The sequence below is a fragment of the Xanthomonas sp. NCPPB 1826 genome (assembly GCF_056725285.1).
Genome location: NZ_CM161521.1, coordinates 2,827,811 through 2,840,730 on the forward strand (window position 1 = coordinate 2,827,811; position 12,920 = coordinate 2,840,730).

At 66.9% G+C, this 12,920-nt stretch carries 15 protein-coding genes; 12 read left to right on the forward strand and 3 right to left on the reverse strand.

The features are described 5' to 3' along the window. Positions 1–197 precede the first annotated feature (197 nt). On the reverse strand, positions 198–635 hold the full coding sequence (locus tag AC1PLA_RS11925; protein ID WP_010372925.1) for a hypothetical protein: 438 nt from the start codon (positions 633–635) through the stop codon (positions 198–200). A 165-nt stretch (positions 636–800) separates the two neighbouring features. Between AC1PLA_RS11925 and AC1PLA_RS11930 the strand changes: the two genes are divergently transcribed. Then, positions 801–1,571, forward strand: a complete 771-nt coding sequence (locus AC1PLA_RS11930) for a glutaminyl-peptide cyclotransferase (protein WP_481104592.1) — start codon at positions 801–803, stop codon at positions 1,569–1,571. A 79-nt stretch (positions 1,572–1,650) separates the two neighbouring features. Here the strand turns inward: AC1PLA_RS11930 and AC1PLA_RS11935 are convergent, their stop codons facing one another. Continuing rightward, positions 1,651–2,451 carry an amidohydrolase gene (locus tag AC1PLA_RS11935; RefSeq protein ID WP_481104593.1) on the reverse strand — a complete coding sequence of 267 codons (801 nt, stop codon included), beginning with the start codon at positions 2,449–2,451 and terminating at the stop codon, positions 1,651–1,653. 145 nt (positions 2,452–2,596) lie between these two features. Continuing rightward, positions 2,597–3,745: a pyridoxal phosphate-dependent aminotransferase gene (locus AC1PLA_RS11940; protein WP_481104594.1), complete on the reverse strand. Its 1,149-nt coding sequence runs from the start codon at positions 3,743–3,745 to the stop codon at positions 2,597–2,599. 198 nt (positions 3,746–3,943) lie between these two features. Here AC1PLA_RS11940 and ccmA point away from each other — a divergent pair, with 198 nt between their 5' ends. From ccmA to AC1PLA_RS11995, 11 genes are all read left to right on the forward strand, one after another. Then, positions 3,944–4,588 (forward strand): heme ABC exporter ATP-binding protein CcmA, encoded by a 645-nt coding sequence (gene ccmA / locus AC1PLA_RS11945; protein ID WP_481104595.1) that lies wholly within the window; start codon positions 3,944–3,946, stop codon positions 4,586–4,588. Next, on the forward strand, positions 4,585–5,280 hold the full coding sequence (ccmB, locus tag AC1PLA_RS11950) for a heme exporter protein CcmB (protein WP_481104596.1): 696 nt from the start codon (positions 4,585–4,587) through the stop codon (positions 5,278–5,280). The genes ccmA and ccmB overlap by 4 nt, the downstream gene beginning before the upstream one ends. Positions 5,281–5,374: 94 nt before the next feature. Further along, positions 5,375–6,127 (forward strand): heme ABC transporter permease CcmC, encoded by a 753-nt coding sequence (gene ccmC / locus AC1PLA_RS11955; protein ID WP_481104597.1) that lies wholly within the window; start codon positions 5,375–5,377, stop codon positions 6,125–6,127. After that, a complete protein-coding gene (locus AC1PLA_RS11960) occupies positions 6,124–6,294 on the forward strand; it encodes a heme exporter protein CcmD (RefSeq protein ID WP_024939981.1) in 171 nt (56 codons plus the stop codon). The genes ccmC and AC1PLA_RS11960 overlap by 4 nt, the downstream gene beginning before the upstream one ends. Beyond that, positions 6,291–6,761: a cytochrome c maturation protein CcmE gene (gene ccmE, locus AC1PLA_RS11965; RefSeq protein WP_039515161.1), complete on the forward strand. Its 471-nt coding sequence runs from the start codon at positions 6,291–6,293 to the stop codon at positions 6,759–6,761. Before AC1PLA_RS11960 ends, ccmE begins: the two co-directional genes overlap by 4 nt. 171 nt (positions 6,762–6,932) lie before the next feature. Beyond that, a complete protein-coding gene (locus AC1PLA_RS11970) occupies positions 6,933–8,870 on the forward strand; it encodes a heme lyase CcmF/NrfE family subunit (RefSeq protein WP_211913933.1) in 1,938 nt (645 codons plus the stop codon). Beyond that, positions 8,863–9,465, forward strand: coding sequence for a DsbE family thiol:disulfide interchange protein (locus tag AC1PLA_RS11975; protein ID WP_024939984.1), 603 nt, complete (start codon positions 8,863–8,865; stop codon positions 9,463–9,465). The genes AC1PLA_RS11970 and AC1PLA_RS11975 overlap by 8 nt, the downstream gene beginning before the upstream one ends. Beyond that, positions 9,462–9,896, forward strand: coding sequence for a cytochrome c-type biogenesis protein (locus tag AC1PLA_RS11980; protein WP_039527010.1), 435 nt, complete (start codon positions 9,462–9,464; stop codon positions 9,894–9,896). The genes AC1PLA_RS11975 and AC1PLA_RS11980 overlap by 4 nt, the downstream gene beginning before the upstream one ends. Continuing rightward, positions 9,896–10,909, forward strand: a complete 1,014-nt coding sequence (locus tag AC1PLA_RS11985) for a tetratricopeptide repeat protein (protein ID WP_481104598.1) — start codon at positions 9,896–9,898, stop codon at positions 10,907–10,909. Before AC1PLA_RS11980 ends, AC1PLA_RS11985 begins: the two co-directional genes overlap by 1 nt. A gap of 347 nt (positions 10,910–11,256) precedes the next feature. Beyond that, entirely contained in the window at positions 11,257–12,459 is a 1,203-nt protein-coding gene (metX, locus tag AC1PLA_RS11990; RefSeq protein ID WP_481104599.1) for a homoserine O-acetyltransferase MetX, read from the forward strand. Then, positions 12,453–12,875, forward strand: coding sequence for a DUF1294 domain-containing protein (locus AC1PLA_RS11995; protein ID WP_115511076.1), 423 nt, complete (start codon positions 12,453–12,455; stop codon positions 12,873–12,875). Before metX ends, AC1PLA_RS11995 begins: the two co-directional genes overlap by 7 nt. Positions 12,876–12,920: the final 45 nt, after the last annotated feature.

Sequence of the window (12,920 nt, forward strand, 5' to 3'; positions counted from 1 at the left end):
CGGCACGCGCAATAAAAAACGGCCCTGCAAAGGGCCTTTTTTTGTTGTTGCTTCCGTGCCTACGCAGCCTTGCAGCTGCTTGCCGTAGCAGCAACACCGAGGTCGTAACACGTCAGCGCGGGAGCGCCCTGTGCTGGCGTTGCGCGTGCCGGCAGGCGTCGACCATTCGCGACGCCTGCGCTGCACTGCGCAGCGTCTTACTTGCGACGCTCGATGACGAAGTTGCCCACCGCCACGCCCAGATCGACGCCCTCGCCCGTGCCGGCCAGGGCCAGCGAAATGTCGCCCTTGGTGACCACCTGTGCTGTGCTGGACTTGACCACGCCGGCATGCGCTTCTGCCGCCGCGTAGGTGCCGAACAGATCATTGAGGCTGTAGGCACCGGAGAAGGTGCCGCGGCCGCCGACGATCTTGGACTTGCCGACGGTCAGGCCGCCGCCCTTGCTGGAGATCTTGACCGGAATCACCGCGCCGTTGTCGCACTTGATGGTGCCGGTGCCGCTGGCGGTCTTGTAGAACACCGACCAGCCCGACAGGTTGAACGACAGCTGGCAGTCGATGTTGCCGGCGGCCTGCGCCTGCGGTGCAAGCGTTGCGGCGCCCAGCAGCGCGAGGAGGGAAAGGGACTTGATCATGCGGGCATTCCGGTTGGTGAACGTGGCGCCGAGCCTAGCAGCGCCGATGTGGCAGCCGCGACAACATGCCGGCACCGCGCATGCGACCGTTCAGCGAATCATTATTTCGCCGGCCGGCGGCCTGCGCCGCCACAGTCTGCGACGGCGGCATGGGATGATTGCAGCATGCAACGCACCGCCTACAGCCTGCTCTTCGCCGCCCTGCTGCTGCCCACCCTCGCCCACTGCGGCGAGACCATCCCGACCCAGGGCTATACCGTCGTGCGCACCTATCCGCACGACACCGCCGCCTTTACCGAAGGCCTGTTCTATCTCGACGGCTACCTGTACGAGAGCACCGGCGAACTGGGCCAGTCCAGCGTGCGCAAGGTCGAGCTGGAGACCGGCCGCGTCCTGCAGCAGGCCTCGACACCGGCGCCGTTTTTCGGCGAAGGCATCGTGGCCTGGCACGATCGCCTGATCCAGCTGACCTGGCGCAACCAGCGCGGGTTTGTCTACGACCTGGCCACGCTGACACCGCGCACGCAGTTCAGTTATTTCGGCGAGGGCTGGGCGCTGACCCGCGACGACAGCAGCCTGTACATGAGCGATGGCACTGCCCGCATTCGACGGCTGGATCCGCAGACGCTGCAGCAGGTCGGCAGCATCAAGGTCACTGCCGGCGGCAAGGCGCTGGACAATCTCAACGAACTGGAATGGGTCAGCGGCGAGCTGTTGGCGAACGTCTGGTTGACCACCCGCATCGCACGCATCGACCCGGCCAGCGGCAAGGTGATCGCCTGGATCGACTTAAAGGCGCTGGTGCCGGACGCCGACACCCTGAGCGACCCTAGCAACGATGTACTCAACGGCATCGCCTACGACGCCGAGCACGATCGCCTGTTCGTCACCGGCAAGCGGTGGCCGAAGATCTACGAGATCAAGTTGGGTGAGTAGCGGGGATTGGGGATTGGGGATTCGCAACAGCGGGCAAACGGATAGCTGTGCCTTGCCTGCTTGCACCAATCCCTAATCCCTAATCCCGTATCACAAATTCATCCGCATCCAGCATCGCCGGGAAGCGTGCGCGGTGTTCGGCCAGGGCGGCAGCGCTGAGGGTGGTGGTGACCACCTGCGGCTGCTCGCGGATTTCCACCTGCGGCTGGCCGAGGAAATCGATCACGGCGCTGTCGCCGGCGTAGTGCAGCTGATTGCCGTCGACGCCAACGCGGTTGACCGCCGCGACAAAACACAGGTTCTCGATCGCGCGTGCGCGCAGCAGCGTCTTCCATGCATAGGCACGCGCGGACGGCCAGTTGGCGACGAACAGTTGCAGATCGAAATCCAGCTGGCCCGGCCGCTCGACATCGAAACGATTGCGGCAGAACACCGGAAAGCGCAGGTCGTAGCAGACCTGCGGATTGATCCGCCAGCCCTTCCACTCCACCGTCAGGCGATCGCGCCCGGCCGCGTAGCGCAGGTGCTCGTTGCCGAAGCGGAACAGATGGCGCTTATCGTAATACTGCAGCGCCCCGTCCGGCGTGGCCCACAGCAGCCGGTTGAACACGCCTTCGGGCGTGCGCAATTGCACGCTACCGGTGACGGCCGCACCCAACCGCGCCGCCTGCGCACGCACCCAGGCCACGGTCGGCCCGTCCATGTCCTCGGCCTTGTCGATGGCGTCGTTGGAGAACCCGCTGGTAAAGGTCTCCGGCAGGATCACCAGATCGGTCCGCCCGGCCAACGGCTCCAGCAACGCACCGTAATAGTCGCGATTGCCGGCCGGGTCATGCCAGCGGGTGTCGCCTTGGATCAGTGAGATGCGCAGGTCGTGCATTGAAGGCTCGGGATTCGGGAGTGGGGATTTGGGATTCGAACGGCGGGTTTCGGGTGGCTTCCTGTCATCGGCTTTCTGCGAACTCGTCAACAAACGACCAACCGCCGTTACGAATCCCCAATCCCGATTCCCCATTCCCAGCGCTTCAGAGCTGCTGCAACCGCGCGATCGCCGCATCCAGCGTCGCATCGTTCTTGGCGAAGCACAGCCGCGCCAGTCGTTGTCCTTGCGGCGCGGTTTCGTAAAACGGCGACAGCGGAATCGCGGCCACGCCCTTTTCCACCGTCAGCCACTTCACGAACTCGGTGTCGGGCAGGTCGCTGATCGCCGAATAGTCGACCAGCTGGAAATAGCCGCCGGGCACCGGCAACGGCTTCAGGCGCGTGGTCAGCAACTGTTCGCGGAAACGGTCGCGCTTGGCCTGGTAGAACGCGCCGAGCTGCTCGTCGTGTTCGGGTTCGTCGCGGATCATCGCGGCGAATGCGTGCTGGGCCGGGCCGAAGCTGGTGAAGGTGTTGTACTGGTGCACCTTGCGGAACTCGGCACTCAGTGCCGGCGGCGCGATGGCGTAGCCGATCTTCCAGCCGGTGCAGTGATAGGTCTTGCCGAAGCTGGAAATCACGAACGCGCGCTCGCGCAGTTCCGGCCAGCGCAACACCGATTCGTGGCGGCGGCCGTCGAACACGATGTGTTCGTACACCTCGTCCGAGAGCAGGAAGATGTCGCTGCCGCGCAGCAGCTCGGTCAGCATCTGCATGTCATCGGCAGACAGCATCGCGCCGGAGGGATTGTGCGGCGAGTTGATCATCAGCAGGCGCGTCTTCGGCGTGATCGCCGCGCGCAGCGCCGGCCAATCGATGGCGAAGGTCTGCGGGTCCAGCGCCACGTGCACCGCGCGCGCGCCGGCCAGGTCGATCGCCGGCTCGTAGCAGTCGTAGGCCGGGTCCAGCACGATGACCTCCTCGCCTGCACGCACCACCGCGTGGATGGCGTTGAAGATCGCCTCGGTGGCTCCGCTGGTGACGGTGATCTCGCTGTCGGCATCGACCTGCGCGCCGTAGCAGCGCTGCGCCTTGCCGGCGATGGCCTGGCGCAAAGCCGCAACGCCGGTCATCGGCGGGTACTGGTTGTGGCCGCCCGCCATGGCCTTGGTCAGTTCATCGACCAGCCGCTGCGGCACCGCGAAATCGGGAAAACCCTGGCCCAGATTCACCGCGCCGTGTTCGGCCGCCAGCTGCGACATGACGGTGAAGATGGTGGTGCCCACCTTGGGCAGCTTGGTCGTGAGGGGCATCGGGCCTGTCCGGGCAACAAACGGGGGGACCGCGAGTGTACGCAAAGCCGCCAGGCGGTTGCGCCCGGCCGGTGCAAAACAGCGTTCCCGGACACATCACGCCGCCGAACGCGCCCCCGGCAGCGCGCCATCGTCGCTACAATGCGCGCCCTGCCTCGCCCACCCCATGCCGTCCTGCGACGGGAGCCCGCTGCGCCGATGATCGAACCGCTGCACACTGCGCCACCGCTGCTGGCGGCGCGCGCGCTGGCTTTCAGCCGCAACGAGGAGCCGGTGTTCGGCCCGCTGGATTTCCATGTCGATGCCGGCGAGGCGCTGCTGGTGCAAGGCGACAACGGCGCCGGCAAGACCACGCTGCTGCGGGTGCTGGCCGGGCTGCTGCATGTGGAGCGCGGGCAGCTCGAGATCGACGGCAAGACCGCGCGGCGCGGCGACCGCAGCCGCTTCATGGCCTATCTGGGCCATTTGCCGGGGCTGAAGGCCGATCTCAGCACGCTGGAGAACCTGCACTTCTTGTGCGGCCTGCATGGCCGCCGCGCCAAACAGATGCCCGGCAGCGCGCTGGCCATCGTCGGCCTGGCCGGCTACGAGGATGCATTGGTACGGCAGCTGTCGGCCGGCCAGCGCAAGCGCCTGGCGCTGGCGCGGCTGTGGTTGTCGCCGGCCCCGCTGTGGCTGCTGGACGAGCCCTACGCCAACCTGGACCTGGACGGCATCACCCTGGTCAACCGGATGATCTCCGCGCACCTGCGAGGCGGTGGCGCGGCGCTCGTCACCACCCACGGCGCCTATGCGGCGCCGCCGGTGCGCACGCGCATGCTCACGCTGGAGGCGGCGGCATGAGCCTGCATTCGCCACGACCCTCGCTGTGGCAGGCCGCGCGCGCGCTGCTCAGCCGCGACCTGCAGCTACTGTGGCGCCGTCGCAGCGACGCCTTGCAGCCGGCGCTGTTCGCCCTGCTGATCGTGGTGTTGTTCGCGCTGGGCCTGGGCGGTCGCCCGGACCTGCTGGCGCAGGCCGCACCGGCGGTGCTGTGGCTGTCGGTGTTGCTGGCCGGCCTGCTGTCGCTGGATGCGCTGTTCCGCAGCGATGTGGAAGACGGCTCGATGGAGCAATGGCTGCTGGCGCCGGTGCCGTTGGCGTGGCTGATCGCGGTGCGCGTGCTGCTGCATTGGGCGACCAGCGCGCTGCCGTTGATCGCGGTGACGCCGCTGCTGGGCGAATTGCTGCACCTGCCACATGACCAACTACCGGTGCTGCTGGCATCGTTGGCGCTGGGCACACCGCTTCTGAGCCTGCTTGGTGCCGTGGTTGCGGCGCTGACGGTGACGATGAAACGCTCTGGTATTCTCGTGGCGTTGCTGGCGTTGCCGTTGTATGTGCCGGTGCTGGTGTTCGGTGCCGGCAGTGTTGCGGCCAGCGGACAAGGACAGGATGCAGTGGGTGCGTTGTTGTTGCTGGGCGCCGGATTGGTGATCGGCGTGGTGCTGGCACCGCTGGCTGCGGCTGCCGCGATCCGGATTTCCTTGAGTTGAGCCCTGCGGTCGAGACGCTGTCGACAAGACGCTCCACTCATTGCGTTGTTGCTGTTTCGAGAGCCAATGCCATTCCAAAGGCTGCTGCCATCGCATGAACGTCGTCGCCCGCTGGTTTCACCAACTCGCCTCGCCTCCGATCTTCGACCGTTTCACTGCGCGCTGGGCGCCGTGGTGCTACGCGCTGGCCGCGGTGTTGCTGAGCGTGGGCATCTGGCAGGCCTTGTTTGCGGTGCCGGCCGACTACCAGCAGGGCGATAGCTTCCGCATTCTGTATATCCATGTGCCGAGCGCGTGGATGAGCCTGTTCGTGTTCGGGCTGATGGCGGTGTACGCGGCGATCGCGCTGATCTGGCGCATCAAGATCTGCGAAATCCTGGCGATGGCCTGCGCGCCGATCGGCGCGGCGTTCACCGTGATCACCCTGCTGACCGGCAGCATCTGGGGCAAGCCGATGTGGGGCGCCTGGTGGGATTGGGACCCGCGCCTGACCACCGAGCTGATCCTGCTGTTCCTGTATCTGGGCGTGATCGGTCTGTACCAGGCCATCGACGATCGCCGTCAGGCCGCGCGCGCGGCCGCCTTGCTGGCGATCGTCGGCGTGGCGTTGCTGCCGGTGATCCGCTATTCGGTGGTGTGGTGGAACTCGCTACATCAGGGCCAGAGCATCCGCCTGCTCGGCCCCTCCAGCATCGATGCGAGCATGCTGCTGCCGCTGTGGCTGATGGTGATCGGCACCAAGTTCTGGTTCGCCGGCTCGCTGCTGACGCGTGCGCGCGCCGACAACCTGCGCCGCGAGGCCGGCAAGGCCTGGATCGTGCGCGATGCGCCGGAGGGCGCGGCATGAGCTACCTGCCCTACGTCATCGCCGCCTATGCGGTATTCGTGCTGGTGCTGCTGTGGGACCTGATCGCCGGCCGCTGGCAGCTGCGCCGCGCGTTGAAGATCGCACAGGCGCGGCGTCTGCGCGAGCGCAAGCGCGCGGTGCCCAGCGATGCGGAGCTGATCCGGTGAACCCGCAACGGCGCCGCCGCATCTGGCTGGTGATCGCACTGGTGCTGGCCGGCGGCCTGGCGACCGCGCTGGTGGCGATGGCACTGCAGCGCAACGTGGCCTATCTGTACACACCGTCGGAAGTGCTGCGCGGCGACGCCGGCGAGCATGCGCGCTTCCGGCTCGGCGGCATGGTGGAGAAAGGCTCGTTCCAACGTGCGTCCGGTTCGCTGGAAGCGCAATTCCGCGTCACCGATGGCGATGCACAGTTGCCGGTGCGTTACGACCGCATCCTGCCGGATCTGTTTCGCGAAGGCCAGGCCGTGGTGGCAACCGGACGCATGCAGAACGGCGTCTTCGTCGCCGAAGATGTGCTGGCCAAGCACGACGAGACCTACATGCCGAAGGAAGTCGCCGACAAGATGGGCAGCGCGCACCGCAAGCACGACGTGCCGGCGGCCGCAGACCAGGCCGGAGCGCTGCGTTGATGGCAGGGGTCAAAACGTTCGCCTCGCTGCGCTGTGATCGCTTGCAGCTTGCTTGCGTGGCCGACGATGTCGCGATGCCTGGCCAGGCGCATGCAGACGCGGCAGGGATGACGCCTCTGCACTGCGCCCGCAATCCTCGTATCACTGCATGCTCGCCAACGCGCCAACCCGATGCTGCCTGAGCTCGGCACCTTCCTGCTGATTCTGGCCTTGCTGGTGGCCCTGGTGCAGGCCGCGCTGCCGCTGGCCGGTGCGCAGCGTGGGCGCAGCAGCTGGATGGCGGTCGCGCGGCCGGCCGCGTTGCTGCAGCTGGGCCTGATCGCAGCGGCCTTCGCGCTGCTGACGCATGCCTTCCTGGTGCAGGATTTTTCGGTGCGCTATGTCGCCGAGAATTCCAACAGCCTGCTGCCAGTGATGTATCGCTACTCGGCGGTATGGGGTGCGCACGAAGGCTCATTATTGCTGTGGACGCTGGTGCTGGCGCTGTGGACCGGGGCGGTGGCGCTGTGGTCGCGGCAGTTGCCCGCGCAGGTGGTGGCGCGCGTGCTCGGGGTGATGGCGCTGGTCAGCATCGGCTTCCTGGCGTTCCTGCTGTTCACCTCCAATCCGTTCGCGCGCTTGTTGCCGGTGCCGCTGGAAGGCGCCGACCTGAATCCGCTATTGCAGGACCCGGGGCTGATCATCCATCCGCCGATGCTGTACTGCGGCTATGTCGGCTTTGCGGTGCCGTTCGCCTTCGCCATCGCCGCGTTGCTGGAAGGCCGCATGGATGCACGCTGGCTGCGCTGGACGCGGCCATGGACCAACGTGGCCTGGGCCATGCTCACCGTCGGCATCGCGCTCGGCAGCTGGTGGGCGTATTACGAACTGGGCTGGGGCGGCTGGTGGTTCTGGGACCCGGTGGAAAACGCCAGTTTCATGCCATGGCTGGTCGGCACCGCGCTGCTGCATTCGCAGGCGGTCACCGAAAAGCGCGGCAGCTTCGCCAGCTGGACCTTGCTGCTGGCGATCGCCGCCTTTTCGTTGTCGTTGCTGGGCACCTTCCTGGTGCGCTCGGGCGTGCTGACCAGCGTGCATGCGTTTGCGGCCGACCCGTCGCGCGGCTTGTTCATCCTGGTGTTCCTGCTGGCGGTGGTCGGTGGTTCGCTGCTGCTGTACGCGTTGCGTGCGCCGCGCCTGTCGCTGGTCGATGACCCGCGCCGCGCATTCGCCGGCAGCTCGCGCGAAACCTTGCTGCTATTGAACAACCTGCTGCTCGCTTGCGCCTGCGCGATGGTGTTGCTGGGCACGCTGTATCCGCTGCTGGCCGACGCCTTGGGCCTGGGCAAGCTGTCGGTGGGGCCGCCCTACTTCGGCACCTTGTTCCTGGTGCTGATGGCGCCGTTGGTGGCGCTGTTGCCGTTCGGCCCGCTGACCCGCTGGCAGCGCGAGCAGCCCTCGCGCCCGCTGGCGATGCTCGCACCGTGGGCAGGCCTGGCGGTTGCCGCAGGCGTGCTGACCTGGTTCGCCGCGCCGCAGGGCCAGTGGAAGGCGGCACTCGGCGTGGCCGGCGCGGCCTGGGTACTGCTGGGCACGCTGCGTTTCCTGTGGACGCGGCGCGCGGCCAAGGGCCGCAAGCTCACTGCCGAAATGCTGGGCATGCTGCTGGCGCACCTGGGCGTGGCGGTGTTTTTGGCCGGTGCGTTGCTGGTGGAATCACTGAGCCTGCAGCGCGAGGTCGCACTGGCGCCCGGGCAGCAGATGCAGATCGGCCGCTACGCGCTGCACTTCGATAATGTCGAAGAACTGCGCGGGCCCAATTACGTCTCCGACCGTGCCAATCTGCAGGTGTTCAAGGACGATGCGCCGGTCGGCCTGCTGCATGCGGAAAAACGCCGCTACGCCAGCGGCGGGCAGACCTTGACCGAGGCGGCCATCCGTCCCGGCCCGTTCGGCGACCTGTATGTCGCGCTTGGCGAACCCCTGGGCAATCAGGCCTGGGCGGTCCGCGTCCACCTCAAACCGTTTGTCCGCTGGATCTGGCTGGGGGCGCTGCTGATGGCGCTTGGCGGCCTGGTCACCGCGGCCGACCGGCGTTTTCGTCGTTCTCCGGAGATCCAAGATGGTTGAGTCACGTTCACCCCGCCTGCCCACTGCGGTTCTGGTGGGTGCCATCGTGCTGCTGCTCGCGCTGGCAGCGCTGCTGGTCTATGCGGTGGTGCGCTCCGGTCAGGACGATCGCGATGCCCTGCCCTCTGCGCTGATCGGCAAGCCGGCGCCGGAGTTCGCGCTGCCGCTGCTGCACGACCCCAGCATCGTGGTGCATGCGCGCGAACTGCGCGGCGCGCCGTACATCATCAACGTGTGGGGCAGCTGGTGCCCGGCCTGCCGCGAGGAGCACCCGGTGCTGAGCCGCTTTGCGCTGACCAAGCGCGTGCGCGTGATCGGCTACAACTGGAAGGACGAGCGCAACGATGCGCTGCGCTGGCTCGAACAGCTGGGCAACCCCTACCTGCTGGTGGTCGCCGACAAGGACGGCCGTACCGCGATCGACTTCGGCATCGCTGCGGCACCGGAGACCTTTCTGGTCGACGGGCGCGGCGTGGTGCGCTGGAAGTACAGCGGCATGCTCACCCAATCCATCATCGACACGCAGCTGATTCCGGTGCTGAGCAAGATCGAGCGCTCGCCCAGTGCCGCTCCGGACCTGCACGCCAAGCAATGATGCGCGCCTGGCTGCTGACGCTGCTGCTGTTGCCCTGGCTGGCGCTGGCCCAGCCGGTCGGCGACCCGGCGCCGCTGCGCTATGCCTCGGCCGAAGAAGAAGCACGCTTCCATGCCCTCACCGCCGAGCTGCGCTGCGTGCAGTGCCAGAATCAGTCGCTGGCCGATTCCAATGCGCAGATTGCCCAGGACCTGCGCCGCGAAGTGCTGGCGCTGATGCACGAAGGCCGCAGCGATGCGCAGATCCGCCAGTTCCTGGTCGCGCGCTATGGCGAGTTCGTGCTGTACCGCCCGCGCGTGGAATCGCGCACCTGGCTGCTGTGGTTCGGCCCGCTGCTGGTGTTGTTGCTGGGCGCTGGCGCCATTGTGTTGCTGGTGCGCCGACGCAGCGTGGCTGCGCCTGCCCTGCCCGCCGATGAGCAGGAGTGGTGATGGCCGGCTTCGTCATTGCGGTGGTGGTACTGGCCCTGCTCGTCTTCGGCGTGGCGCTGCGGCCGCTATGGCGCGAGGCACGCGGGCTGACCGCCAGCATCGCGGTGTTGCTGCTGGCGGCGAGCGCGGCGCTGTACTGGCTGGTCGGCACGCCGAGCGCGATTCAGGCGCCGGCCGAGCGGCCGGCCACGCCACGCTCGCTGGATGAAGCCATCGTGCAACTGCGCGCCGCACTGGCGCGCAATCCCGATCAGGCCGAAGGCTGGGTATTGCTGGGGCGCTCGCTCTCCAGCCAACAGAAATTCGCCGAGGCGCGCGATGCGTTTGCGCGCGCCGTCGCGTTGCGTCCGGACGAGCCGGATGTGCTGGTGGCGGCCGCACAGTCGCGCATGCTCGCCGACGACAGCGGGCGCCCGGATCCACAGGCCATGCGTCTGCTGGAACATGCGCTGGCGGTGCAACCGGACCATCAACGCGCACGCTGGTTCCTGGGCGTGGTGCAGCGCCAGGCCGGTGAACCGGCCAAGGCCAGCGAGACCTGGGAGCCGTTGCTGCGCGTGGTGGATGCATCTACCCGCCCCGGCCTGCTGGAACAGATCAACGCCGCGCGCCAGGAAGCCAGGCTGGCGCCGATCCAGACGCCGGCTACGCCTGCCGCCGATGCAGCCAGCGGCAAACGCATCCAGGTGCGCGTGACGCTGGATGCCGAGTTCGCCAAACGCGCCGGGTTGCCGGGCGACACCAGCGTCTTCGTGATTGCGCGCGCCGCCGACACGCCGATGCCGGTAGCGGTGGAAAAACACGCGCTAAGCGAGCTGCCGTTGACCATCACCCTGGACGACGGCGACAGCCCGATGCCCACGCGCAGGCTGTCGTCGCTGGACACCGTGCAGGTGCTGGCACGGCTGTCGCGCAGCGGCAACGCGATGCGCCAGGCCGATGACGTCGAAAGCGTGCCGGTGATGGTGGAACTGTCCACTGCCGCGCCGGTGGAGCTCGTGATCGGTCGCTGATCGGCAACCACGTGTCGACGCGACGCAATCAACCATGACGCCGCACCAGAGTGAGTCGGCTGTGGTTTTGAAAACCACGCACACCGACCATCTCCACTGGTCCTTGTCCGCCTACCGTCGCGGGACCTTACGCGGCATGGATGCCGCGTAAGAGCCTACACGGACGTACTTGCGGCGTGTCCTGCGAGGGTGGGCGGGCAAGGGCCCTGCAACCAAACCACAGATCCGCCGCTCTGCAGAGTGGCATCACACAGAGCAACGACTCAAACCGATTCCCAATTCCCGAATCCCCATTCCCGAATCCCATCCTGCACCCCGGCACCTGCCATGGCAGATAGAATTGCCGCATGACTGAATTCATTCCTCCCGGCACGCTGTTCCACGCGCTGCCCTCGCCGTTTCCGATGAAGCGCGGTGGCGTGCTGATGCAGGCGCGTGTCGCCTACGAAACCTGGGGCACGCTGGCAGCCGATCACAGCAATGCGGTGTTGATCGTCACCGGCCTGTCGCCGAATGCGCATGCCGCGGCAAATCAGGCCAATCCGGAGCCGGGCTGGTGGGAAGCGATGCTGGGGCCTGGCAAGCCAATCGATACCGAACGCTGGTTCGTGGTCTGCGTCAATTCCCTGGGCAGCTGCAAGGGCTCGACCGGCCCGGCGTCGATCGACCCTGCCACCGGCACGCGGTATCGCCTGGGTTTCCCGGAACTGTCGATCGAAGATGTGGCCGATGCCGCAGCCGACGTGGTGCGCGCGTTGGGCATCGAACAACTGGCCTGCCTGATCGGCAACTCGATGGGCGGCATGACCGCACTGGCGTTGTTGCTGCGCCACCCCGGCATCGCGCGCAGCCATATCAATATCTCCGGCAGTGCGCAGGCGCTGCCGTTCTCGATCGCTATCCGCTCGCTGCAGCGCGAAGCCATCCGCCTGGACCCGCACTGGAACGGCGGCCACTACGACGACACACGTTACCCGGAATCGGGCATGCGCATGGCGCGCAAGCTCGGCGTGATCACCTACCGCTCGGCACTGGAATGGGATGGCCGCTTCGGCCGCGTGCGGCTGGATTCGGAGCAGGCTGCCGACGATCCGTTCGGCCTGGAATTCCAGGTCGAAAGTTATCTGGAAGGCCATGCGCGCCGCTTCGTGCGCTTCTTCGATCCCAACTGCTATCTGTATCTAAGCCGCTCGATGGATTGGTTCGATCTGGCCGAGTATGTCGACGACAGCCTGGCCATCGACGCGCGTGTCGATGGCACGCAAGCCGACGACACTGCTGTCGCCGCCAGGCCGGATACAGGCATCTCGACCGACGCCACGGTGCTGGCCGGCCTGGCGCAGATCCGTATCGCGCGGGCGCTGGCGATCGGTGCCAACACCGACATCCTGTTCCCCGTGCAGCAGCAGGAACAGATCGCCGAAGGCCTGCGCGTCGGCGGTGCCGAGGCACACTTCATCGGCCTGGATTCGCCACAAGGCCACGATGCCTTCCTGGTCGATTTCGCACGCTTCGGGCCGGCGGTACGCAACTTCCTGGATGCTTGCTGATTTCCAGACCTGCGCAACGGCGGCGTGGTCCGTCACGGCAGCAGAGCCTGCCGCGCAAGACGCTGGCCCTGCTGTTCCTGATCGGCATGACCGCGACGGTGGTTGCAGGCCGCCTGCCGGCGCTGCTGGCGCTGTGGTACGCGGCTGCAAGCATGCTGGCGATGCTGGTCTACCGGCTCGACAAGAGCGCAGCCCAACGCGGCCGACAACGCACCCCGGAAGCCACCCTGCACCTCATCGCACTGCTCGGCGGCTGGCCGGGCGCGCTGCTGGCGCAGGCACTGTTCCGGCATAAATCCAGCAAGGCAGCCTTCCAGCTGCGGTTCTGGATCACTGTCGTAGTGAACGTCGCCGCCTTGTATTGGGCATGCCGCCAACCTGCGCTGATGGCAGCACTCCACGCATTGCTGGGGTGAGCGGCGCCTGCGTGATACATGCGCACAACCGGTCAGTGCAAACCG